Genomic DNA, 22722 nt, shown 5'->3' with positions numbered 1-22722 from the left:
CGCAGGATGCGACTTGGCACCCTGCGCCTCGGCTACACACCCGGCTACGCCACGCAGCGTGCCGCGCCGGCCTTGTTCAGGAGGTCGTCCAACTGGTCGATCATCGCAGTGATCTCGTCCCGGGTGACGTTGAGCGCCGGCATGAAGCGCAGCGTATCCGGCCGCGGCGCATTCAGCAGCAGGCCCCGTTCGAAAGCGTGAGCCACGATCGATGGCGCGATCGGTCTGACGACGTCGAGCGCGAGCAGCAGGCCCCGACCACGGACCTCGCCGAGCCCATGCCGCGCGGAGATGCGCTGCAACTCGCTCTCGAGGTGGATGCCGTTGTCCACGACCGACTTGAGGAACTCCGGTTTCTCGATCACATCGAGCACGGCAAGCCCTGCGGCGCACATCAGCGGATTGCCGTTGAAGGTGCCGCCCTGATCGCCATGCTCGAAGCATGAGGCCTCGTTCGTCGCCAGCAGGGCCGCGAGCGGCACGCCGCCGCCGATGCCCTTGCCCAGGGTCATGATGTCCGGGACGACATCGGCGTGCTCGTAGCCGAACAGTTTTCCGGTGCGGCCCATGCCGGTCTGGATTTCGTCGACGATGAGCAGCAGCCCATGTTGGTTCGTCAAATTCCGCAGTTGTTGCAAGAACTCGGTCGTCGCTGGCCAGACGCCGGCCTCGCCCTGGATCGGCTCCAGCATGACGGCGACGGTGTTGTCGGAGATGAGGGCCTCGACCGAGGCGATGTCGTTCAGGCGCGCCTTTGGAAAGCCGGTCACCTTCGGCTCGAACAGTGGCTCGAACGCCTTCTTGCCAGACGCCGACATCGTCGCGAGCGTGCGTCCATGAAATCCGCCTTCGAAGGTGATGATCTCGTAGGCACCGTTCTTGCGCTTGGCGCCGTATTTGCGCGCAAGCTTGATGGCGCCCTCGTTGGCCTCCGCGCCCGAATTGGTGAAGAACACCTGATCGAAACAGGAGTGGTCGACCAGCGCCTTCGCCAGCTTCAGACTGGTATCGTTGAAGTAGGCCGGGCTCGGCGTGATCAGGCGCGTCGCCTGCTCGGCCAGCGCCTTGGCAAGCTCTGCCGGGGCGTGGCCGAGCGCGTTCACCGCCCAGCCCTGGATGAAGTCCAGGTAGCGCTTGCCGCCGTCGTCCCACAGCCACGAGCCCTTGCCCTGGACGAAGACGGTGCGCGGGCGCGCCGTGATCTCCATCAGGGCGTCATATGGATGGGGAGCGGTCAGCATGTTCAAGTCTCCTATGCGCTGGGGGAAAACGACGGGCCAAAAGCGAGAAGGCCGCTCCTTTGCGGGAGCGGCCTTCTCGAAAACTGGGAGCTGATGAGTTAGTCGATCAGCAACGTTTTCGGACATGGCGCGCCCCGGCATCGTCACGGCGGTGACGACGGCAAACGGCGGCGCGGCGGTTGGTCCGGTTGGAGATCATGCGGCGGCCCATACAGGTAAAGCGCGACCGCTGTCAAGCCGAGCATTCCGCCGGCCACCACCAAAGGATGCGAGGCATGTGGCCGCAAGGCCCGGCCGGTGTGCGCTAGCCGCCCGGCTAGGACGGGCCTCAGACTGCTTAGTTCTAATTTTACCAAACATTTAGCGACTTCGCTTACGGTGCCTCTTTGTTGCCATGCAACGCTCAGGACGAGCGATGTCGAAGCCCCATCTCACGATCGCCGACGAAGTGCAGGCGGCGATTGCCACCGGCTCAGCCGAACGCTGCTCCGGCGTCGCAGAGCGGGTCGCGTCGCTGTTCATCGCCTCGGCCGGTAGCCTCGACGTTGAGCAGCACGCGCTGTTTTCCGACGTCTTCGAACGTCTCGTGAATACCATCGAGCTACGGGCACTGGCCGACGTCGGGGCGCGGATCGCGCTGGCGGAGCTGAGCGCGCAGCTTGCGCCCGTGCCGCAGGCCCCGCTGGCCGTGATCCGGCGGCTCGCACATCACGACGACATCGCGGTGGCCGGACCGGTGCTGTCGGAATCGCCGCGGCTCACCCCCGAGGATCTGGTCGAGATTGCGAATACGAGGGGCGAGAAGCACCTGGTGGCCATCGCCGGCCGCTGGTGGCTGCAGGAGATCGTCACCGACGCGCTGCTGGTCCGGCGTTTTCCGAGTGTCAGCCGGAAGCTGATGAAGAATCCGGGGGCGCGAATTTCTGCAGCCGGCTTCGCGATCGTTCTGGCGCAGGCGGTTGTCGACCCCGAGCTCGCCATCGCGACCGGCATTCGCGCCGATCTGCCGTCGACGCTGCGCAGGACTTTGCTGCTGCAGGCCACCGAAGCCGTCAGGGCGCGGCTGCTCGCGTCCGCACCGCCGCATCTCTACGAGGAAATACGCAGTGCGATCTCAGCGGCGGCTGCCGTCGCCGAGCAGGACATGTCGCGCTGTCGCGATTTCGGCAGCGCCAAGCTGACGGTCGGGCAGTTGAAGCAGACCGGCAAGCTCGACGAAGCGATGCTGCAGGATTTCGCCCGGCAGCGCCGCTACACCGAAACGATCGCAGCCATCGCGGAGCTCGCGAAATGCAGCGTCGAGCTGGTGCGCCCGTTGATGCAGAGCCTGCGCAGCGACGGCATTCTCGTGCCCTGCAAGGCCGCGGGGCTGAGCTGGAACACGGTCGCGACGATCCTCGACAGCCGGTTCGTCTCCGGCCAGACGAAGCCCGATGAACTGACCAAGCTGAAGACGAAATACCTCGCGCTGACGCTGGACGAGGCGCAGCGCCTGCTCAAGCTGTGGAGCGTCAGGGCATCAGCGCCGGCCAAATCCCAATGAGCGGTCGGCGCCGACCGCTTCGACACGGGACAACTGCTTGGCCGGATCAGAACCCGGCAACGGTACCGTGCAAATCGTATTCGTCAGCCCGTTCGATCTTGGCTGTGACGATCTCGCCGACGCGGAGCGGCCGCCGGCTCGACAGATAGACGGCGCCGTCGATCTCGGGGGCGTCGGCCTTGGACCGGCCCTTGGCTACGGTCGGGCCGACCTCGTCGATGATGATTTGCTGGCGCGTTCCGACCTTCCGCTTCAGCCTGCGGGCGGAGATCTTCTGCTGCCGCGCCATCAATGCGTTCCAGCGCTCCTGCTTGATCTCGTCGGCGACCTGATCGGGCAGCGCATTCGACGTCGCACCCGCGACGGGCTCATACTTGAAGCAGCCGAGCCGATCGATTTCGGCCTCCTCCAGCCAATCCAGCAGATAGGCGAAATCCGCGTCAGTCTCGCCGGGAAAGCCGACGATGAAGGTCGAGCGCAGCGCGAGATCGGGGCAGGCGGCCCGCCAGCTCTTGATCCGGTCCAGCGTCCGGTCCTGCGCCGCAGGCCGCTTCATCGCCTTCAGGACGTTCGGGCTGGCGTGCTGGAAGGGGATGTCGAGATAGGGCAGCACCTTGCCCTCGGCCATGAGCCCGATGACCTCGTCGACATGCGGATAGGGATAGACGTAGTGCAGCCTGACCCAGGCCCCGAGATCGCCGAGCTCGCGGGCGAGATCGAGGAATCGGGCCCGGACGCTGCGATCCTTCCATTGGCTCTCGGCGTATTTCAGGTCGAGGCCATAGGCGGAGGTGTCCTGCGAAATCACCAGCAGTTCCTTGACGCCCGCCTCGACCAGGCGTTCGGCCTCGCGCAGGACGTCCGCCGCGGTTCGCGACACCAGATCGCCGCGCAGCTTCGGAATGATGCAGAACGTGCAGCGGTTGTTGCAGCCCTCGGAAATCTTCAGATAGGCGTAGTGGCGCGGCGTCAGCTTGACGCCCTGCGGAGGAACAAGGTCGAGATGCGGGTTGTGCACGGGCGGTAGCGCCCGGTGAACGGCGTCCAGCACGCTCTCGTATTGCTGCGGCCCGGTGATCGACAGCACGCCGGGATAGGCCTGTTCGATCTGCTCCGGCTCGGCGCCCATGCAGCCGGTGACGATGACCTTGCCGTTCTCGGCCATGGCCGAGCCGATGGCGGACAGCGATTCCTGCTTGGCGCTGTCGAGGAAGCCGCAGGTATTGACGATGACGATGTCGGCGCCGTCATGCTTGCGGGCGAGCTCGTAGCCCTCGGCGCGCAGCCGCGTGATGATGCGCTCGGAATCGACCAGCGCCTTCGGACAACCGAGGCTGGTAAAAGAAATGCGCGGCGCTCTGTCCATGTGCTCGCCCGGGACCTGTTGAATTGTTCGGATATGGCACCCCAACTAATTGATCTGATGAAGAAATTCAATAACGAAGGTGGGCGGTGCGATATTAAAGCAGGCTCCTGGATATGGTGAGGCGATCGGCCATATCCGGGAGGTATGGACGGACTGAGGGCTCTTGATGCCGGAGCTCGTTCCAATCGAGCGAGCGGAGGGGCCGATTTGCTCGAACCTGCGCGTTTTGGTGGTTATTCTGTTTCTTGCTTGATTCAACGGAGCTCAACAGCGATGCGCCGCTTTATCCTCGGCATGGCCTTCGTCATCGTTTCCTATGGCGCGACGTTTCCGGTGCGAGCTGAAGTCGACAAGATCATCCATGTCTGCGATGGCAAACCAGGCATGTGTGCGGAATTCAGGCCCCGCGTGGATGCCCCTGATGGGTGGGTGAGGAACGAGGCCGCGAGTCTCAGATACGGCGCCTCGATGTTCGTGCCTGTCGGAAAGAAATTCGGCAAAGCCGAGGCCATCATCTATGCCCGAGGAAGTTACAACAAGGATCGGATCGCATTGTCTCAATGGGTCGCAGGCAGCGATCGGAATTGGATGGCGACATCCGACGCGAATGCCAAGATCACCGCGCTTCCCTCGATCAACCCGAAGGTCATCATCAACCGCTACGACAATCCGTCTCTGAAGGACCAGCCGATCGAAGTCATCGCGCATTACGCTGATCTCGACAAGGACGGCAATTCCTACGTCGTGCAGCTGGTGATCTCCGGCCTCAACGAGACGGCAGTGCTGGCTGCAGTGCCACTTCTCGACAAGATGATCGCTCGCGCACTGATTCCGTGACCACCGGCTCCGGGCGGACATGCCGGGAGCCGCCCGGGTCGAAAGCATCCATTCGTTGTCTCAGCCGCAACCGCGCGAAACAAGGCTGATCTTGGACGTGGAACCCTGCTGCATCTTGGAACTGCCCGATGGGCTGGGCGTCAGCTAGTCCGAAATACTCAGAAAGACAAGGCTTCAAGGCGGCCGCGTCCATGCTATGGATGACCGCCCGGATCCCCCTGGTGATCGATGACCGCCGAGCAGTCGCCTAAAATCGTAATCGTTGACGAGAGCCCGATCCGCGCAGCCATTCTGGAAGAGGGTCTGCGGGAGGCGGGATTTACTGGCGTGGTGCATGTCAGCGAGATGCAGGGACTGCTGGCGCGCATCTATGCCCTGGACCCCGACGTCATCGTCATCGACCTGGAAAACCCCAGCCGCGACGTGCTCGAGCAGATGTTCCAGGTCAGCCGCGCGGTCCGCCGGCCGATCGCGATGTTCGTGGACCAGAGCGACGCCGCCTCGATCCAGGCTTCCGTCGAGGCCGGCGTCTCCGCCTACATCGTCGATGGTCTCAAGAAGGAGCGGATCAAGCCGATTCTCGACCTCTGCATCTCGCGCTTCAATGCGTTCTCGAAGCTGCAGGATGAACTCGAGCGCACCAAGTCGGCGCTGGAAGATCGCAAGGTCATCGACCGGGCCAAGGGCATTCTGATGAAGATGAAGGGCTTCACCGAAGAGGAGGCCTACGTTCTGCTGCGCTCTACGGCGATGCGCGAGAAGAAAAAGATCGGCGAGATCGCGCAATCGATCCTGACCGCCTCGGAGATGCTGAAATGACCGGGCCGCTTCGCATTGGCTTCATTCCGCTGGTCGATGCTGCGGCCCTCATTGTCGCCGTCGACAAGGGCTACACCTCGGCGGAAGGTCTCGATGTCACGCTGGTCCGCGAGGTCTCCTGGTCCAACGTGCGCGACAAGCTCAATATCGGACTGTTCGACGCGGCCCATCTGCTCGCTCCCGTCGCCATCGCCTCCAGCCTCGGCATCGGTCATGTCAAGGTTCCGATCGTGGCGCCGTTCGCCCTTGGCGTGAACGGCAACGCCATCACGGTGACCCCGTCGTTGCACGCAGCCATCATGGCGAATCTCGACGGCGACCGCTTCGACCCGATGGCCACGGCCCTCGCGCTGGCGCGCGTGGTTGCCGAGCGGCGCAAGGCGGGCGCCGAACCGCTCACCTTCGGCATGACGTTTCCGTTCTCGACCCACAACTATCAGCTTCGCTTCTGGATGGCGGCGGGCGGCGTCGATCCCGACGAGGACGTCCGGCTGGTGGTGCTGCCGCCGCCCTACATGGTCGACAGCATCGCCAATGGTCATGTCGATGCCTTCTGCGTCGGCGCCCCCTGGAACTCGATCGCAGTCGATCTTGGCATCGGGCACATCCTGCATTTCGTTTCGGATGTGCTGGTGCGGGCGGCCGAGAAGGTGCTCGCTGTCCGGCAGAGCTGGGCTGACAAGCATCCGGACGCATTGACGGCGTTGGTTCGCGCGTGCGCGCGCGCGGCTGACTTCATCGAGCAGAACCGCGAAGAGGCGGCGCGCATCCTGGCTCAGCCAGAGAGGATCGGGGTCGATGCGGAGGTGCTCCAGCGCACCCTGGACGGTCGGCTGAAGATCTCGCCGGACGGTACCATCCGGGAAAGCTCGCGCTACCTGCTGGTCGGCCGTGAGGGGGCGGTTCGGCCGGAGAAGATCCAGGCCGCCTGGCTGTATGCCCAGATGGTGCGTTGGGGGCAGACACCGCTCAGCGGCGAGGCGCTGGAGACGGCCATGGGCGTTTTCCGGCCGGATATGTACGACGCGGCGCTCGGAACGGCCGGGCCCGCGCAGGACAGCGCCATTGGCGCGTTTGCCGGTCCGCCATTCGCGGCCGATGACGTGCTGGGCCATCTCGAGGCCTTCAAGATCGGCCGCTGGAAGGCCTGATCCACCGCGACGATCAGAATTCGGGCATCCAGCTCTGCCGACCAATATTTGGGCGGCATGCCCGCTTTTCGGGGCTTCGGCCTGCATTGGCGCGCTCGGCGATTCGGGCAGAGCGCTGTTTTTTCCTCACATTTCCTGGGCTTTGTGTCTGGCACGCAACTTGAATGTTGCAGTGCAGTCGGCCGCCACAGATGCCGCTGACTGCAATCCTTGCCGGATTTCCGCAGCAACGAAGCTGATCGGACCGCTGATCTGAACACGCCCGAGCCGGGCGTTCGGACGAGGCGGTCCTCATCCCATCCTCAAAGCCGATCGCCGTGGCCGCTGGAGCTTCGTCCGCCATCATGAAAATCGAACCCGTGTCAGTCGACTTCAACGACGAGCAGAAGCGCTACCTCGAGGGCTTGGCCGTCGGTCTCAAGGTCAGCCTGGGCAGCCGTGCTCCGGCTGCGGCCACGACCGCCGCAGAGCCGACCGGGCCCGACGCCATCCACATCAAGGCTCAGGACAAGGTGATCGCATCCGGGCGCAAGCTCGCCGACCAGGAGAAGGTCAAACGCGAGCTGCATCCGTTCGATGCCTATGAGCGGCTGAAGGAGCAGGCCCGCAGCAACGCCGCGCCGTCGACGGCCGACAATTTCCGCTGGCGCTATTTCGGCCTGTTCCACGTCGCGCCGGCCCAGGATTCCTACATGAGCCGGCTGCGGATTCCGAACGGGATCATGAAGCATTGGCAGCTCGCGGGTCTCGCCGACCTCGCCGATCAGCTGTGCGGTCCCTATAGCCACGTGACGACGCGCGCCAATCTGCAGCTGCGCGAGATTCCTCCCAAGCATGCGGTCATGCTGCTGGAAGGGCTCTCCGATCTCGGCCTCACCGCGCGCGGCTCCGGCGCCGACAACATCCGCAACGTGACGGGAACGCCGACGGCCGGCATCGATCCGCAGGAGCTGCTCGATACGCGGTCCTATGCGCGCGAGTGGCACTTCCACATCCTCAACGAGCGCTCGCTGTACGGACTGCCGCGGAAGTTCAACGTCGCGTTCGACGGCGCCGGCCGCATCGCTGCGCTGGAAGACACAAACGACATCGCGTTCTCCGCGATCGAGGTGAAAGACGGCTTTGGCGCTGCGCCGGGCGTCTGGTTCAGGCTCGGCCTCGGCGGCATCACCGGCCACAAGGATTTTGCCAAGCCGACCGGCATCATGGTCGAGCCGGAGCGTGCGACCGAGGTCGCCGACGCGATCGTGCGGCTGTTCATCGAGACCGGTGACCGCACCAACCGCCTGAAGGCGCGGCTCAAATACGTCCTCGACAGCATGGGCCACGACAAGTTCATGGAGGCCGTCGAGGCGAAGCTCGGACGCAAGCTGACGCGCGTGCCGGACGAGGCGCTGAAGCCGCGTCCCGAGTCCGATCGCATGGCGCATATCGGCGTGCATCAGCAGAAGCAGCAGGGGCTGAACTGGATCGGCGTCGTGCTGCCGCTCGGCAAGCTGACGACCGACCAGATGCGCGCGCTGGCGAAGATCGCGGCCGATCTCGGCGACGGCGAGATCCGGCTGACGGTCTGGCAGAACCTGCTGCTGTCCGGTGTGAGCGACGACAACACCGCGTTGGCCTGTGCCGCGATCGAGAAGATCGGACTGTCGACGAAGGCGTCGCCCCTCCGCGCCGGATTGATCGCCTGCACCGGCAATGCCGGCTGCAAATTCGCGGCATCGAACACCAAGAAGCACGCCGCCGAGATCGCCGACTGGTGCGAGAGCAGGGTGGAAGTCGACACGCCGCTCAACATCCATCTCACCGGCTGTCATCACTCCTGCGCGCAGCACTACATCAGCGACATCGGCATGATCGGGGCCAAGGTGCCGGTCGGCGACGGCGACGACACTGTCGAGGGCTATCATCTGTTCGCCGGCGGCGGCTTCGGACCGCAGGCCGATATCGGCCGCGAGGTCTATCGCGACCTCAAGGCGGCGGATGCCCCGCGGACCGTCGAGAAGCTGCTCAAGGCCTATCTCGCCCATCGCGCCTCGCCCGAGGAGACCTTCCTCGCCTTCGCCCGTCGCCACGATGGCGAAGCGCTGCGCCAGCTTGCCGAAGCCCAGACCTCGTCCGAGGTGTCAGCATGAACCAGATCACACCCATGTCGAAGATCGAGATCATCCCGCCGACCGCGCCGTTCTCCGAGGCGCAGCGTTCCTGGCTCAACGGCTTCCTCGCCGGCGCCCTTGGCCTCGACGGGACGACGGCGTTGTCGCCGGCGCAGAACGGCGCCGTGCTCGCGCCCGCCGGCGATGGCGATGATGGCGAGGCGCCCTGGCACGACCAGACGATGCCGATCGCCGACCGCATGAAGCTCGCCGACGGGCGTCCGCTGCGCCGGCGCATGATGGCCGCGATGGCGCAGCAGGATTGCGGCCAGTGCGGCTACAATTGCAGCGACTATTCGGATGCGATCGCCGATCGCAGCGAAGCCCGGCTGAACCTGTGCGTCCCCGGCGGCAAGGAAACCGCGCGGATGCTGAAGGCACTGTACGAGGAGATCGACAAGGCGCCAGTGACGAAGCCCGCCGCGTCGGCAGCAGTGCCCGCGAAGGTGTCGGTCGTCGTCAACGAGGCGGGGCGCTCGCGTGACAATCCGGTCGAGGCGACGTTCCTGTCGCGGCGCCTGCTCAACAAGCAAGGTTCGGAGAAGGAGACCTGGCACATTGAGTTCGATCTCGGCGAGGCCGGGCTCGATTATGTGGTGGGCGATTCCTTCGGCATCTTCGCCAAGAACGACCTCGGTCTCGTCGACCAGATCATCGCGCTGCTCGGCGCCTCGCACATGACCGAGGTGAACGGCAAGCCGCTGCGGCAGTGCCTGCTGGAGGACGTCTCGCTGTCGCCGGCGCCGGACTCGCTGTTCGAGCTGATCTCCTTCGTCACCGGCGGCGCCACCCGCGAGAAGGCGCGGCGGCTGGCACAGGGTGAGGATCCCGATGGCGATGCGGCGACGCTCGACGTCATGGCCGTGCTGCAGAAGTTCTCCGGCGTGCGACCGCACCCGGAGGCCTTCGTCGAGGCGCTGGAGCCGCTGCAGCCGCGGCTGTACTCGATCTCCTCGTCGCACAACGCGACGCCGGGCAAACTCTCGCTGACCGTCGACTGCGTCCGCTACGTCATCGGCAAGCGCAAGCGGCTCGGCCTTGCATCGACCTTCCTGGCCGAGCGCATCAATCCCGGCGACAAGCTGCGCGTCTACGTGCAGAAGGCGCATGGCTTCGCGCTGCCGGCCGATCCGAAGACGCCGATCATCATGGTTGGCCCGGGAACCGGCATCGCGCCGTTCCGCGCCTTCCTGCTCGATCGCAAGGCGACCGGCGCGCCGGGCAAGAACTGGCTGTTCTTCGGCCACCAGCGCAGCGATTGCGATTTCTTCTACGCCGACGAGCTCAACGCGATGAAGACCGCCGGCCTGCTGACGCGGCTGTCGCTGGCGTGGTCGCGCGACGGCGACAAGAAGTTCTACGTCCAGGACCGCATGCGCGAGGTCGGCCGCGAGGTGTGGACCTGGCTTGCCGATGGCGCTCATCTCTACATCTGCGGCGATGCCAAGCGCATGGCCAAGGACGTCGAGCGCGCACTCGTCGACATCGTCGCGCAGTTCGGCGCCCGCTCGACCGACGAGGCCGTCAGCTTTGTCGCCGATCTCAAGAAAAAGGGCCGGTTCCAGCTCGACGTCTATTAACCAAGCGAATCGGGTTGGAACCCAGCGGATAAAATTCTCGGCCGGAACAGCGGCCGAGAATTTTATGGTTCCAAGCGGACCCCGGGCAGGGGGCTTGTCGTTATTTCGCCGGTTGCCTTGCGCCCGGCCCCGAGAACGCATTTCTGTCGGGGCTGGAACTTCAGGAGACCGCCGATGCAGACGATCACACAACTGCGCCCGATGCCTCAGGCTCGCGCCATGCGCGAGCGGAGCACCACTGCAGCGCTGGTCGCCTTCTACGGCGCCGTGGCGCTGATCGCAGCGATTACTCTCGGAATGCCCTTCACGCATCCGTTCTGATCAAATTCCTCTCGATCACGGCGCCGTCTTGAACGGCGCCACCTTGATACCCGCGGCCTCGAGCGCCTTGCGCACCTCGCGCGCGATCTCCACGGCGCCGGCAGTGTCGCCGTGAATGCAGACGGTGTCGGTGCGCATCTTCATGACCTTTCCCGTCACCGAGATCACCGCGCCATCCTGCACCATGCGCGCGACGCGATCGGCGATCACCTTGGGATCATGCAGCACCGCGCCGGGCTTGCTGCGCGACACCAGCAGGCCGTTGTCGTCATAAGCGCGATCGGCGAACACCTCGTGCGCCATCGACAGGTTCGCCTTCTCGCCGGCTGTCACCAGCTTCGAATTCGCCAGCACGACGAAGATCAGGCTGGGATCCACCGCCTTGATCGCCTTGGCGATCGCGTTGGCCGTCATGTCGTCTTCGCAGGCAACGTTGGACAGCGCACCATGGGCCTTCACATGCGTGACCTTGTGTCCCGCCGCCGTCGCGATCGCCTGCAGCGCGCCGATCTGGTAGGCGACGAGGTTCTCGATCTCGGACGATTTCAGCCCCGGCACCGGCCGCCGGCCGAAGCCGTGCAGGTCGCGATAGCCGGGATGCGCGCCGATGCTGACGCCCTTGGCCTTGGCCATCTCCACCGTCCGGCGCATGATGTCGGCATCTCCGGCGTGAAAGCCGCAGGCGACGTTCACGGACGTCGCCAGCTCGATCATCGCGGCGTCGTTGCCCATCTCCCACGGGCCAAAGCTTTCTCCGAGGTCGCAGTTCAGATCGACGGTGCTGGTCATGTGATGGGTCCGCTCGTTGATGAGATGCAATTGCTAGTCAGGCGTCACTCCGGGCCACGTCGCGACGTCGGTTGCGCTGACGGCATGGCCGGCGACATTGGCCGTGAACAGCGCGTCAGTGTTGAACTCACTGCTCGCGAGCTCGGTGACGCGGCCGGGCAGGCTGCGCAACAGCTCCTTGTAGCGGCGCAGTTCCGCCTGCGCCTCGGCCATGCCAACCGCCCTGAAGCGGAACGGCGTGCCGGCCGGCGTCTGCGCCAGACGACCATAATCGGCTGAGATTACGGTCGCGATCTTCGGATAGCCACCGCTGGTGCCGCGGTCCGACATCAGCACGATCGGTGAACCATTGCCGGGCACCTGGATGCTGCCCTCGACGGTGCCGTCGGAGACGATGTTGTGGCCGTGCAGATGACGGATGACGGGTCCTTCGAGGCGATAGCCCATGCGATCGCTGGTCGCGGACACCATCCAGTCGCTGCCGAGGAACACCGCCTTCATCTCGTCGCTGAACTCGTCGTCCTGCGGTCCCATCACGACGCGGATCGCGCCGCTGTCCTTCGGCAATTCGATCTGCATCTCCGGCATCTGGCCAGCAGGCGCGACATCGAAGATGTCGCCGGACTGCAGCGGCCGCGGGTAGGGGCTGCCAAGCCCCGCACGCGCGTTCACGGAGAGACTGCTGAACATCGGCTCGCCCGCGATCCCACCTTCAATGGCGAGATAGCTGAACGAGCCGCCACGCGCAAAGCCGAGTGTGAGCTTTTCGCCGTCGTTCAATGTCACCGATGTATTCATCTCGATCGAACGCTTAGCGACATCAGCAGGCCGCGGCGCACCCGACAGTGCCACGCGCACAGCGCCGCCCTTTGCGGCGAACGTCGCGCCAAACGGCCCGATCTCGATCGCAGCCGCCATCAGCTCATTGCCGACCAGGCTATTCGCTGCCGCCAGCGCCAGCTTGTCCATCGCGCCCGACGGCGTCAGCCCGTAGCGCTGCGCGCCGAAACGGCCGCCATCCTGAACCGAGCTGGCCGGGCCGATCTGCGTGACAACCAGCGTGCTCATGCCGCGATCCGTTCCGCGATCAGCTCGCCAGCCTCGGCGGCGCGCTCCTGCTCGGCAAAAGTCTTCACGTCGACCGCGGTGAAGCTGACCTCGTCGCCGGGCTCGAGCAGGAACGTCGGCTCGCGGTGCAGCTGGAACGTCCGCATCGCGGTCCGGCCCAAGAGGTGCCAGCCGCACGGGCCGGCAAGGCACTGGATGCCGGTCTGGATGCCGCCGATGGCGATGATGCCTGCCGGCGTCGCGAGCCGCGGGTTCTGCCGGCGCGACATCTGCAAGCGTGGATCGAGGCCCGACAGATAGGACCAGCCGGGCGTGAAGCCGATCATCGCGACGCGGTAGGTGCCAGCGACGTGGCGGGCCACCACCTCGTCCGGCGTCAGGCTCAGCGCCTTGGCGACGTCCTCGAGATCGATGCCGTTCTCGCCGCCATAGCAGACCGGAACCCGCCAGCGCCTGATGTCGGTCTCCGGCGCAAGCGAGCCGGCCGACAGCGCGAGCAAGCGGCTGCCGAGCGCCGCATGATCGATCACGCCGGGATCGTAGTGCACCAGCAGCGAGCGATAGGTCGGCACCGTCTCGGTGATCCCGTCGATCGCAGCCGCAGCCAGCGCGTGATCGAGGGCCAGGACGCGGCGGTTGGCGGTCTCGTCGATGGTCCGGCTGAACTCGACGGTGACGGCACTGTCGCCACTGGGCAGCAGGCGAGGGGGTGGGAAAAGGTCGGCCATGAGTCCGAAGAGTCCGCGTTGATGGTCCCTGATCTAGCTCGTTTCGATCGCGAGTGGAATTGGGTCAAAGGCAAAAAGTCTCGAAAATTCAATAAATTAATCGGATGTCTTGCGATAAGGAGACGTTATCGGGCCTCCCGCAACCCCGCATGCGCGGTGTGCACCTCGTGAGCCCTTGACGGCACGACCGCCGCTCGCAAGATGCGCCTGCTTTTTTCGCCAGCCTGTTTGGAGCGCCAGTCTCACAATGTCCCTCACGCCCGAAGCCATCGCGACCCTGTCCCAAGTCACCACCGCGACCATCACCACGGTCCTGCTGAAGAAGGGGTTGCGCAACGTCTGGCTGCGCGGCGCGAAGCCGCTGCGCCCGGGACAGAAGCGGCTGGTCGGTGCCGCCTTTACGCTCCGCTTCGTGCCGGCGCGCGAGGATCTGGCGACGCCTGAATCCTGGTCGTCGCCGATCTCGACGCGCACCGCGATCGAGGCGATGCCCGAGGGCTGCATCGCCGTCGTCGACGCCATGGGCGTCAAGGACGCCGGCATCTTCGGCGACATCCTGTGCGCGCGCATGGTCAAGCGCGGCGTCACCGCGCTGATCACCGATGGTGTGGTGCGCGACCTCGAAGGCGTGCTCGGCACCGGACTTCCGGTGTGGTGCGACGGCTATGCGGCGCCGCCTTCGGTCGCGGGCCTGACCTTCGTCGGCTGGGGCGAGGCGATCGGTTGCGGCGGCGTTGCCGTGTTCCCGAACGACGTGATCGTTGCCGACCAGGACGGTGCCGTGCTGATCCCGCAGGCGATGCTCGATCACGTGCTCGCCGAGGGCCCCGAGCAGGAACGCATGGAGGCCTGGATCGTCGACGAGGTCAACAAGGGCGCGGTGCTGCCGGGCCTGTATCCGATGAACGCCGAGACCAAGGCGCGCTACGCCGCGTCGAAGAAGTAGGTCGCGGCGTCGGTCGATCGACGGCAGAGTTTCAGGAAAGGCACGATCATGGTGGACGTTTATCTCGCGGGCTCCCGCCCCACGCGCCGCGCGGCGGCCGAAAGCTTCACGGGCACGGTGTGGCAGGACCCGATCATCACGCCGCAGGCGCCGGCCCGCGTCGCCTCCGCCCGCGTGGCGTTCGAGCCGGGCGCGCGCACCGCATGGCATACCCATCCGCTCGGACAGACGCTCTACGTCATCCAGGGCGTCGGCCGCGTGCAGGCCAAGGGCGGCCCGGTGCGCGAGATCAAGGCCGGCGACGTCGTCTGGATCCCGCCGGGCGAGAAGCACTGGCATGGCGCGGCGCCGACCACCGGCATGGTCCATGTCGCGATGCATGAATCGCTGAATGGCGAGCACGTCACCTGGATGGAGCACGTCACCGATGAGGAATACGCCACGCCGGTTGGCTAATTCCGCACGGACATCATGACGAGCGCGCGGTCGAAAGCCCGCGCGCTTTTCGTTTGCGGAAGCTGCCTTCAGTTCACCCGCGTCCAGGTCTGGCCGCCGCAGAACATGCCGCCGAACGCGCAGCCCTGCACCTTCAGACTGTCGGCTCCCTTGAGGGCGATGGTCGAGTCGTAGGTGCTGCCGCTGTTCGGATCGAAGATGCGGCCGCTCCACTTCTTCTCCTGGCCCTTCTCGCTCGGTCGCATGTTGATCAGGATCTGCTCGCCATTCTGGCTGGTCTTGGCGTCCACGGCGTAGCCGCACAGATTGGCGCCGCAGGGCTCGATGCGGATCTTGCCTTCCTTCTCCTCGGTCAGCCACAGGCCCACCGGCGAGTTCGGATCGCGCGCTGCGGCGGCAGCGGCCGGAGGCGGCGCAGCCGTGGCAACGGTCGCGGGCGTCTGGGCTGCACGCGGCGGCGGGGCCGCAGGGGCAGGGACTACCGGAACTGGAGCGACGGGAGCCGGCGCGGCGACCGTCGTCGTCGCCGCAGCCGGCGGTGACGCCGGCGCGGGGGAGACGGGCGCCGGCGGTGCAACTGCCTGGGCCGGCGCTGGTGCGACCGGCGTGGCGGGTGGAGTGGCGGGCGCGGCTGCAGTCGCGGGCGCCGCCGGAGCGGGGGCGGCTGGAACCTGGGTAGCCGGCGCTGGCGCCGCAGGAGCCGGCGTCACAGCGGCCTCGGCGGGCGCTGCGGCTGGCTGCTTGCGCTGGCCATCCTGGCCGCTGTTGGCCTTCTTGGCCTTCTTCTGCTCGGTGTTGTCGTAGACCCCGGGGATTTGCACCGTGCCGCGGTCCGGATCGATGCGGATGGTGTTGCCGCCATACTCGATGACGTATTGCGCCTGCGCGGCGCTGCTCGCCAGCACCACTGCCGCAACAGCCAACAGCCTCTTCATCAGTGTCTCCGCCATGCCGGTTGCTGATGTGAGCGAGCTCACGCGCTGGTAAGTCGCAGATGCGGCAACCCCGGTTCAATCCAAGGCCTGCTCAGAACCCGGCCTGCTCAGAAATCGAGCGGCGCATTGTCGACCACCTCCTTCATCACGAAGAACGTGCGCGTCTGTCGCACCCCCGGCAGCGAGATCAGCTGGTCGCCATGCATGCGGTTGAAGTCCTGCATGTCGCGGACACGGATCTTGAGGAAGAAGTCGAAATCGCCGGCGACGAGGTGGCAGTCGAGCACGAATTTCAGCTTGCGGATCGCCGCCTCGAAGGTGCGAAAGCTCTCCGGCGTCGAGCGGTCGAGCACCACGCCGACCAGCACCAGCGCACTGCGCTCGACCTTCTCGGGCGCGATCTGTGCGCGCACGCTTCTGATGTAGCCGTCGTCGAACAGGCGCTGGGTGCGGCGATGACAGGTGGCCGGGCTGACATGGACCGCCGCGGCAAGTTCGGCATTGCTCATGCGGCCGTCCTTCTGCAGCAGCTGCAGGATTCGGCGGTCGACGCGGTCGAGTTCGGTATCGGAAGGTTCTTTCATCGGATGGCCGTCAGGTGAGAGAAATCGTCGTAAAACTGGCTTTCGTCCGACGTAAGCACGGAAATGCAGGCCAATAAAGAGAGCACCTTTCTCGTCCATTCTCGTATGGTGCGGCCGACCCATTCCACCACCCACGGAGAGATCCCGTGCTTCGGCTCGACAAGTTCAAGAAGTATCCGCTCACCTTCGGCACCACCCCGATCGAGCATCTGCCGCGGCTGACCGCGGCGCTCGGCGGCAAGGTGCAGATCTATGCCAAGCGCGACGACTGCAACTCCGGCCTCGCGATGGGCGGCAACAAGCTGCGCAAGCTCGAATACATCGTGCCGGACGCGATCGAGTCGAATGCCGACACGCTGGTGTCGATCGGCGGCGTGCAGTCCAACCACACCCGCATGGTGGCGGCGACCGCGGCCAAGATCGGCATGAAGTGCGTCGTGGTGCAGGAGAGCTGGGTGCCGCACGAGGACGCCGTCTATGACCGCGTCGGCAACATCCTGATGACCCGCCTGATGGGCGCCGACAGCCGCATCGTCGAGGACGGCTTCGACATCGGCATCCGCAAGAGCTGGGAGAATGCGATCCAGTCGGTCAAGGATGCCGGCGGCAAGCCCTACGGCATTCCGGCCGGCGCCTCCGTGCACAAGTTCGGCGGCCTCGGCTATGTCGGCTTCGCCGAGGAGGTGAGGGCGCAGGAAGCCGAGATGGGCATCAAGTTCGACTACGTCATCGTCTGCGTCGTCACCGGCTCGACGCAAGCCGGCATGATCGTCGGCTTCGCCGCCGACGGCCGCGCCGACCGCGTCATCGGCATCGATGCCTCCGGCACGCCGGAGCAGACCCGTGCCCAGGTCCGCCAGATCGTCGACAACACCGCAGAGCTCGTCGAGCTCGGCCGCAAGGTGCGCGACGACGAGATCGTCATCCTCAACGACTACGCCTATCCGGCCTATGGCGTGCCGAGCGCCGAGACCAACGAGGCCATCCGTCTCGCCGCCCGCACCGAGGCGATGATTACCGACCCGGTCTACGAGGGCAAGTCGATGCAGGGCATGATCGACCTGGTCAAGAAGGGCTACTTCCCGGAAGGCTCGAAGGTCCTCTACGCCCATCTCGGCGGCGCCCCCGCGATCAACGGCTACAGCTACACGTATCGCAACGGCTGAGGCCATCGTAGGCTGCCCGCACCTCGTCGCGATGAGCCGAGGTGCCGCACCAACTACAACTGTCGTCCCGGCCTCCGAGCCGGGACCCATAACCACCGGCCGTGGTGTTGTCGTCCACTGCATCTCCGCGCCTGCCACAAACGACGGCCTGTGAGTCTGGGTCCCGGCTCGGAGGCCGGGACGACACTGAATGTGTCGCGCGGGCAATCCATGCATGACGCCGTCATTCCGGGGCGCGCAACGCGCGAGCCCGGAATCCATAACCACGAATGTCCATATCAGGCACGTCGGCCGCTCCATCCAACAAGCTCGTCACGGCGTATGGATTCCGGGCTCGCGCGTTGCGCGCCCCGGAATGACACCGAATTTGTTGCACGAGCGATCCACACATGACCTGGCCTTCTCGCGACGCATGACGTCCGAGTGATCCATCAGTCGGACCCTCTCAAATAGAGAGGGCGCAGGGAATGCCGGGTGAAGGCCTCACCCATGGCCCGCCTGCACAAGAATAAGCAGGCGGCAGTCACCACAGGTTCAGCCGATCACCGGCATTCCCTGCGCGACGGTTTAACGCTTATATCGTGCTCTCCCCGGTGTCCGGCTTGTTAGCCACCGTCGCCCAGGAGATCATCATCACCCCCGAGCTTGACGCCAGCGTCGCGGCGTCAGGACCACACGACTTCACGCCCGCATCATTGCCGCTCGTCGGCGTGCAAGCACGCCCGGCAACAACACGGCCATCGCCTCCCCACCTCGCGTGTCGTGACGATCGCGCGCAACGCCCCTCTCGATGAGGTGGGATGCAGGCAGTCAATCATAGATTTCTGAAAAACGAAAGAAGAAAATTTGTGCCGAGAGTACTGGACACACTGATTTGCATTGATATTGCACGCAAACTTCGTGTTTTGGCGCAGCCGTCGAGAAGACACTCGCCAGTCGGAGAGCCGCGAAAATCGCGATCGGCTTGGACCGGAGCGATGGTCGGGGTAGGATTTAATGCCGATCACGGCGCGAACCCTCGATCCGGAATTGCCGAGCGGGTTGTTGAATCATGGTGCGGATCTATCGAGATTTCGATCTGACCGATTTCTGGGTCGACTCTGATCATGCGAACACGGACTATTTCGACGAGCCGCCCGACCCGTCGACGATCGCGGCGGTGCAAAAGCAGCTGGGCTACACGCTTCCGGCCGCCTACCTTGAACTCTGTCGTCAGCACAATGGCGGCGTTCTGAAGAAGACCTGCATCCGCAGTCCCTCTCCGACATCGTGGGCTGAAGACCACGTGGCCATCACTGGGCTCTATTCCATCGGAAGCCGCGGGAGGTACTCGCTGTGCGGTGAACGCGGCAGTCGGTTTTGGGTGGACGCGTGGGGCTACCCGCCGATCGGAATCTATTTTGCCGATTGCCCGTCTGCTGGTCACGACATGATCTGTCTTGACTACCGGACGTGCGGTCCAGATGGCGAGCCGTCGGTTGTGCATGTCGATCAGGAGTGGCGTTATCGGATCACGCTTCTCGCGGACGACTTCGAGACGTTCATCCGCAGCCTCGACTTCGCATCTGCCTTCGATGTCTGAACCTCGGTGCGAAGCCACAGAGGTCGAAGTGTCCAGTCGCGCAAAGGCGCATGCCGCGCCGGAGCGACCTGTAACAGAGGCCGATGCTTCTGACGAAGCCCTGACGTCCTGATCTTGACTTTCAACCGTGATGTCCCTAGGGAACAGCGCCCCGCGGCAGACGCGGACAGACAGAGGCGTACCATGACGGACGATAGCCAGCACCGGGAGTCTCGCTAGCGCGTCCGCTGAGGCGTGCTTGCGCGCCTCCCCTCCGATGCCGGACGGCCGACGCCACCGGCACATTGCCCCACATCGAGTCTGAGACGTCGAAGCCTGGCGTGCGCACGCGCGCATCCCAGGCTCGCCGCTGCGCATCCTCTGGATCCGCGGCGCGACGCTGCGCGACTCGTATTTCAGTCCAGAGACTCCAGCGGAGTTTGAAGATGACCCGCATCTTGAGAAACATCGGCATCATGGCGCATGTGGATGCCGGCAAGACCACCTTGACCGAGCGCATCCTGCTCGACACCGGCCGGATCCATCAGGCCGGCGACGTTCACACGGGCAACACCGAGACCGACTCCCATGCGCTCGAAAAGAAGCATGGGATCACGATTTCGGCCGCCGCGATCTCGTGTGAATGGCGCGATGCGTTCGTCACGATCATCGACACACCGGGCCACGTCGATTTCCAGATCGAGGTCGAGCGTTCTCTGCGCGTGCTCGACGGCGCCGTCGCGGTGTTTTCGGCCGTCTCCGGCGTCGAGCCGCAGTCGGAAACGGTCTGGCGCCAGGCCGATCGGCTCGATGTGCCGCGCCTGTGTTTCGTCAACAAGATGGACCAGGTCGGCGCCAATCTGCAGCGCACCGTCGAGATGATCGCTGATCGTCTCGGGGCCGCGCCTCTCGTTCTGCAGCTTCCGATCGGAAGCGAGGGCGAGTTCGCCGGCGTGGTCGACCTCGTGTCGATGCAGGCCTTGCGCTGGGATGGGCGAAGCCCGTCGCCGAACGTCTGCGCCATTCCGGAGGAGCTACGCGGCACGGCGGAGACCGAGCGGCAGCGTCTGCTCGAGACGCTGGCGGATCAGGACGACGCGATCATGGCGTCCTATCTCGCCGGTGACGCGATCGGCGCGGCGCAGATCAAGGCGGCGATCCGCAAGGTCTGCATCGCGGGACGGCTGACGCCGGTGCTCTGCGGTTCGGCGTACCGGAACGTCGGCGTTCATCCGCTGCTCGATGCCATCATCGACTATGCACCGGGACCGGTCGACCGGCCGCCGGTGACGGGTGTCAACCCGCGCAACGGCGACGTCGAGCGCCGGCTGCCGCATCCGGACCAGCCGTTTGCGGCGCTGGTGTCCAAGGTGCAGGCGAGCCGGTTCGGCACGCTGGCGTTCACCAGGGTCTATGCCGGTCGCATTTCGGCGGGGACCTCGGTGACCAATGCGACAGCGGACCGGGCGGAGCGGATCGGCCGGCTGTTGCGCATGCAGGCCGATGCGCAGACCGAGATCGACGAAGCCTCGGCCGGCGACGTCGTCGCGGTCGTCGGCCTGAAATCCGTCGCCGCAGGTGACACCTTGAGCGATCCGGCGCGGCCTGTCGTGCTGGACGGCTTCGTCATCCCGGCGCCGGTGATCGAGGCGGTGGTCGAACCGCGCGTGGGCCAGGACCAGGAACGGTTGGGACAGGCCCTGGCGCTGATGGCGCGGAGCGATCCATCGCTGCGCGTCGTCGTCGATGCGGACAGCGGCCAGACGCTGTTGCGCGGCATGGGCGAGCTGCATCTGCAGATCGCCGTCGAACGATTGAAGGAGGACTATCATGTCGATGCTGTCATCGGCGCGCCGGAGGTCGCCTACCGGGCGGCCGCGTCACGGCGAAGCGAGGTCGATCACACGCTGCGCAAGCAGAGCGGCGGCCCCGGGCAGATGGCGCGCGTTCACCTCGCCTTCGAGCCATCGGAGGACGGCGAAACGGGACTCCTGTTCGTCGACAAGACCGTCGGCGGCGCCATTCCGCGCGAGTTCATCCCGTCGATCGAGAAGGCGCTCCGCCAATCGCTGCTCGACGGGGGGCCTGGCGGATATCCCGTGCTCGGCCTGAAGGTGACCCTGCTGGACGGCGCCTTCCACCAGAAGGATTCGTCCGGCCTGGCATTCGAACTGGCGACGAAGGAGGCGTTTCGGGTCGGCTTCGCAAGGGCTGCTCCGGTGCTGCTCGAGCCGGTGATGCGTGTCGTCGTGACGACTCCCGAGGACTATCTCGGCAGTATCATCGGCGACCTGCAGAGCCGGCGAGGTCGGATTCTGGCGATGGAGCCGATCGCACGCGGGCAGGGCGTCGCGGCCGAAGTTCCGCTGGCGGAGTTGTTCAACTACGTCAGTGCACTGAGGTCGCTGTCGCAAGGGCGCGCCGTCCACGCAATGGCGTTCTCACGCTACGCGCCGGCGCCGAAAGGCCTGGCTGACAAGGCGGCCCGGTCCGCGTGACGACAACAACGAGATGAGCGGCAGATTGCCGCTCATCTCTCTCCGCAAACCCGGCTACTTGAAATACGAGGGATAGGTCCAGTAGACGCCCCCAGTCGCGGTATGCATCCGCATGATCGCCTTGTCGCCGACGCGCTGATCATCGTCGACGATCACCACGGTGCCGATCGGAAGGGTTCTGCACTCGCCGGACGCCTTCTTTGCAAGCCAGAACTTCGCAAAACGCGCGGTGTCATCCATCAGCTCGGCAAGGGCCTTCAGCGTCTGCCACGACCGGCAGGAGACCGCGGCCCTGGATGCAGTCACGCGCTGACCCGGATCGTAGGCGTGAGCAGGACCGATGATGATGGCGGCAAGCAATACGGGAGCGATGCGTCTCAATACCCGTCTCCTCACAAGGGGCGCTTACTTCTTCACCACTTGCACCTGCCGCAATATCTTCAACAGGTCAGCGCGCGACTTCACCGACTTGCCTGGGTCGGTAACCCGGGTGGAGAGGTGCAGATCGATCCACGTATTCGCCTCGACGCGCTCGGCGCGCAGATTGGACTGGACGAGGCCCGGGATGGAGACGTCGTAGGCCACCACCTCCCACGCGCCCTCCCGCAGCTTCTCGACACGCGTCGGTGCCCTGGTTCCGGACAGTGCCGGCGATGTCAACTCGGCCGCCCAGAACGCCTCGAGGCCCTTGTACTGCTGCGCCGGCTCGAGCCAGCCGCTCAGGATCAGCAAGGGCTGCGCGCGGCTCAGCTTGAAGTAGCCTGGCCTTGCGCCATCAACGGGATCGGGCCGGAGCGCCGGCTCGGAGATTTTCAGAGCGACCTGGCTCTGCGGCATGGTGAATGTGAACGGGACTTCCGACTGCGCCGGGCTGCTCACGGCGGCCAGCGCAAACATCGTCACAACACCGCACAACAGTGCGGCGATCGGCCCGCGGCGAGATTGCATGATGCCCCCGAAAAGCTCACGCAACATTC

21 protein-coding genes are annotated in these 22722 nt (G+C 65.3%); 12 read left to right on the top strand and 9 right to left on the bottom strand.

Annotated features, from left to right (window positions below; genetic code table 11):
- Positions 1-44: 44 nt before the first annotated feature.
- Positions 45-1241 (bottom strand): acetylornithine transaminase, encoded by a 1197-nt coding sequence (locus ACQR1I_RS14450; RefSeq protein WP_434867265.1) that lies wholly within the window; start codon positions 1239-1241, stop codon positions 45-47.
- 415 nt (positions 1242-1656) lie between these two features.
- Between ACQR1I_RS14450 and ACQR1I_RS14445 the strand changes: the two genes are divergently transcribed.
- Positions 1657-2784: a DUF2336 domain-containing protein gene (locus tag ACQR1I_RS14445; protein ID WP_434867266.1), complete on the top strand. Its 1128-nt coding sequence runs from the start codon at positions 1657-1659 to the stop codon at positions 2782-2784.
- Between the two features lie 46 nt (positions 2785-2830).
- Here ACQR1I_RS14445 and rimO read toward each other — a convergent pair whose 3' ends face one another.
- Complete coding sequence (gene rimO, locus ACQR1I_RS14440) at positions 2831-4150, bottom strand: 30S ribosomal protein S12 methylthiotransferase RimO (protein WP_434867267.1); 1320 nt, start codon at positions 4148-4150, stop codon at positions 2831-2833.
- 273 nt (positions 4151-4423) lie between these two features.
- On the opposite strand from rimO, the gene ACQR1I_RS14435 reads away from it, so the two are divergent.
- The 6 genes from ACQR1I_RS14435 (at position 4424) to ACQR1I_RS14410 (ending at position 11014) form a co-directional block, all read left to right on the top strand.
- The gene (locus ACQR1I_RS14435) at positions 4424-4987 is read left to right on the top strand and encodes a hypothetical protein (RefSeq protein WP_434867444.1); all 564 of its coding nucleotides are present in this window, start codon (positions 4424-4426) and stop codon (positions 4985-4987) included.
- Between the two features lie 228 nt (positions 4988-5215).
- The gene (locus ACQR1I_RS14430; RefSeq protein ID WP_434867268.1) at positions 5216-5806 is read left to right on the top strand and encodes an ANTAR domain-containing response regulator; all 591 of its coding nucleotides are present in this window, start codon (positions 5216-5218) and stop codon (positions 5804-5806) included.
- A complete protein-coding gene (locus ACQR1I_RS14425) occupies positions 5803-6957 on the top strand; it encodes a CmpA/NrtA family ABC transporter substrate-binding protein (protein ID WP_434867269.1) in 1155 nt (384 codons plus the stop codon). Before ACQR1I_RS14430 ends, ACQR1I_RS14425 begins: the two co-directional genes overlap by 4 nt.
- A gap of 344 nt (positions 6958-7301) precedes the next feature.
- Positions 7302-9092, top strand: coding sequence for a NirA family protein (locus tag ACQR1I_RS14420; protein WP_434867270.1), 1791 nt, complete (start codon positions 7302-7304; stop codon positions 9090-9092).
- Positions 9089-10693 (top strand): sulfite reductase subunit alpha, encoded by a 1605-nt coding sequence (locus tag ACQR1I_RS14415; protein WP_434867271.1) that lies wholly within the window; start codon positions 9089-9091, stop codon positions 10691-10693. The genes ACQR1I_RS14420 and ACQR1I_RS14415 overlap by 4 nt, the downstream gene beginning before the upstream one ends.
- A gap of 174 nt (positions 10694-10867) precedes the next feature.
- Complete coding sequence (locus ACQR1I_RS14410) at positions 10868-11014, top strand: hypothetical protein (RefSeq protein ID WP_434867272.1); 147 nt, start codon at positions 10868-10870, stop codon at positions 11012-11014.
- Between the two features lie 15 nt (positions 11015-11029).
- Here the strand turns inward: ACQR1I_RS14410 and ACQR1I_RS14405 are convergent, their stop codons facing one another.
- From ACQR1I_RS14405 to pxpB, 3 genes are read right to left on the bottom strand one after another with little or no spacing between them, the layout of a single operon-like run.
- Positions 11030-11803: a LamB/YcsF family protein gene (locus ACQR1I_RS14405; RefSeq protein WP_434867273.1), complete on the bottom strand. Its 774-nt coding sequence runs from the start codon at positions 11801-11803 to the stop codon at positions 11030-11032.
- Between the two features lie 33 nt (positions 11804-11836).
- Complete coding sequence (locus tag ACQR1I_RS14400; RefSeq protein WP_434867274.1) at positions 11837-12871, bottom strand: biotin-dependent carboxyltransferase family protein; 1035 nt, start codon at positions 12869-12871, stop codon at positions 11837-11839.
- Positions 12868-13599, bottom strand: a complete 732-nt coding sequence (pxpB, locus tag ACQR1I_RS14395) for a 5-oxoprolinase subunit PxpB (protein WP_434867275.1) — start codon at positions 13597-13599, stop codon at positions 12868-12870. Before pxpB ends, ACQR1I_RS14400 begins: the two co-directional genes overlap by 4 nt.
- 247 nt (positions 13600-13846) lie before the next feature.
- Here pxpB and ACQR1I_RS14390 point away from each other — a divergent pair, with 247 nt between their 5' ends.
- Positions 13847-14545 carry a ribonuclease activity regulator RraA gene (locus tag ACQR1I_RS14390; protein WP_434867276.1) on the top strand — a complete coding sequence of 233 codons (699 nt, stop codon included), beginning with the start codon at positions 13847-13849 and terminating at the stop codon, positions 14543-14545.
- A 48-nt stretch (positions 14546-14593) separates the two neighbouring features.
- Positions 14594-15001 (top strand): (R)-mandelonitrile lyase, encoded by a 408-nt coding sequence (locus ACQR1I_RS14385; protein WP_008965351.1) that lies wholly within the window; start codon positions 14594-14596, stop codon positions 14999-15001.
- 68 nt (positions 15002-15069) lie between these two features.
- Here the strand turns inward: ACQR1I_RS14385 and ACQR1I_RS14380 are convergent, their stop codons facing one another.
- Positions 15070-15936: a DUF2147 domain-containing protein gene (locus ACQR1I_RS14380; protein ID WP_434867277.1), complete on the bottom strand. Its 867-nt coding sequence runs from the start codon at positions 15934-15936 to the stop codon at positions 15070-15072.
- A gap of 107 nt (positions 15937-16043) precedes the next feature.
- The gene (locus ACQR1I_RS14375) at positions 16044-16520 is read right to left on the bottom strand and encodes an Lrp/AsnC family transcriptional regulator (RefSeq protein ID WP_434867278.1); all 477 of its coding nucleotides are present in this window, start codon (positions 16518-16520) and stop codon (positions 16044-16046) included.
- Between the two features lie 146 nt (positions 16521-16666).
- Here ACQR1I_RS14375 and ACQR1I_RS14370 point away from each other — a divergent pair, with 146 nt between their 5' ends.
- The 3 genes from ACQR1I_RS14370 (at position 16667) to fusA (ending at position 21745) form a co-directional block, all read left to right on the top strand.
- Entirely contained in the window at positions 16667-17686 is a 1020-nt protein-coding gene (locus tag ACQR1I_RS14370) for a 1-aminocyclopropane-1-carboxylate deaminase (protein WP_434867279.1), read from the top strand.
- Between the two features lie 1051 nt (positions 17687-18737).
- Positions 18738-19268, top strand: a complete 531-nt coding sequence (locus ACQR1I_RS14365; RefSeq protein WP_434867280.1) for an SMI1/KNR4 family protein — start codon at positions 18738-18740, stop codon at positions 19266-19268.
- 425 nt (positions 19269-19693) lie between these two features.
- Positions 19694-21745 (top strand): elongation factor G, encoded by a 2052-nt coding sequence (gene fusA / locus ACQR1I_RS14360; protein WP_434867281.1) that lies wholly within the window; start codon positions 19694-19696, stop codon positions 21743-21745.
- A 54-nt stretch (positions 21746-21799) separates the two neighbouring features.
- Here the strand turns inward: fusA and ACQR1I_RS14355 are convergent, their stop codons facing one another.
- The gene (locus ACQR1I_RS14355; protein WP_434867282.1) at positions 21800-22126 is read right to left on the bottom strand and encodes a hypothetical protein; all 327 of its coding nucleotides are present in this window, start codon (positions 22124-22126) and stop codon (positions 21800-21802) included.
- 24 nt (positions 22127-22150) lie between these two features.
- Complete coding sequence (locus ACQR1I_RS14350) at positions 22151-22642, bottom strand: hypothetical protein (RefSeq protein ID WP_434867283.1); 492 nt, start codon at positions 22640-22642, stop codon at positions 22151-22153.
- Positions 22643-22722: the final 80 nt, after the last annotated feature.

Origin of the sequence: Bradyrhizobium sp. HKCCYLS2038, from assembly GCF_051167655.1 — a bacterium.
Lineage (GTDB): Bacteria > Pseudomonadota > Alphaproteobacteria > Rhizobiales > Xanthobacteraceae > Bradyrhizobium.
This window is presented reverse-complemented; position numbering and strand designations above follow the sequence as displayed.

Coding starts and splice junctions, on each gene's coding strand:
- ACQR1I_RS14450 (WP_434867265.1), bottom strand. CDS start 1,241: ATGCTGACCGCTCCCCATCCATATGACGCCCTGATGGAGATCACGGCG.
- ACQR1I_RS14415 (WP_434867271.1), top strand. CDS start 9,089: ATGAACCAGATCACACCCATGTCGAAGATCGAGATCATCCCGCCGACC.
- ACQR1I_RS14365 (WP_434867280.1), top strand. CDS start 18,738: ATGGTGCGGATCTATCGAGATTTCGATCTGACCGATTTCTGGGTCGAC.
- ACQR1I_RS14445 (WP_434867266.1), top strand. CDS start 1,657: ATGTCGAAGCCCCATCTCACGATCGCCGACGAAGTGCAGGCGGCGATT.
- ACQR1I_RS14420 (WP_434867270.1), top strand. CDS start 7,302: ATGAAAATCGAACCCGTGTCAGTCGACTTCAACGACGAGCAGAAGCGC.
- rimO (WP_434867267.1), bottom strand. CDS start 4,150: ATGGACAGAGCGCCGCGCATTTCTTTTACCAGCCTCGGTTGTCCGAAG.
- pxpB (WP_434867275.1), bottom strand. CDS start 13,599: ATGGCCGACCTTTTCCCACCCCCTCGCCTGCTGCCCAGTGGCGACAGT.
- ACQR1I_RS14400 (WP_434867274.1), bottom strand. CDS start 12,871: ATGAGCACGCTGGTTGTCACGCAGATCGGCCCGGCCAGCTCGGTTCAG.
- ACQR1I_RS14350 (WP_434867283.1), bottom strand. CDS start 22,642: ATGTTTGCGCTGGCCGCCGTGAGCAGCCCGGCGCAGTCGGAAGTCCCG.
- ACQR1I_RS14410 (WP_434867272.1), top strand. CDS start 10,868: ATGCAGACGATCACACAACTGCGCCCGATGCCTCAGGCTCGCGCCATG.
- ACQR1I_RS14405 (WP_434867273.1), bottom strand. CDS start 11,803: ATGACCAGCACCGTCGATCTGAACTGCGACCTCGGAGAAAGCTTTGGC.
- ACQR1I_RS14375 (WP_434867278.1), bottom strand. CDS start 16,520: ATGAAAGAACCTTCCGATACCGAACTCGACCGCGTCGACCGCCGAATC.
- ACQR1I_RS14435 (WP_434867444.1), top strand. CDS start 4,424: ATGCGCCGCTTTATCCTCGGCATGGCCTTCGTCATCGTTTCCTATGGC.
- ACQR1I_RS14385 (WP_008965351.1), top strand. CDS start 14,594: ATGGTGGACGTTTATCTCGCGGGCTCCCGCCCCACGCGCCGCGCGGCG.
- ACQR1I_RS14430 (WP_434867268.1), top strand. CDS start 5,216: ATGACCGCCGAGCAGTCGCCTAAAATCGTAATCGTTGACGAGAGCCCG.
- ACQR1I_RS14425 (WP_434867269.1), top strand. CDS start 5,803: ATGACCGGGCCGCTTCGCATTGGCTTCATTCCGCTGGTCGATGCTGCG.
- ACQR1I_RS14380 (WP_434867277.1), bottom strand. CDS start 15,936: ATGAAGAGGCTGTTGGCTGTTGCGGCAGTGGTGCTGGCGAGCAGCGCC.
- fusA (WP_434867281.1), top strand. CDS start 19,694: ATGACCCGCATCTTGAGAAACATCGGCATCATGGCGCATGTGGATGCC.
- ACQR1I_RS14390 (WP_434867276.1), top strand. CDS start 13,847: ATGTCCCTCACGCCCGAAGCCATCGCGACCCTGTCCCAAGTCACCACC.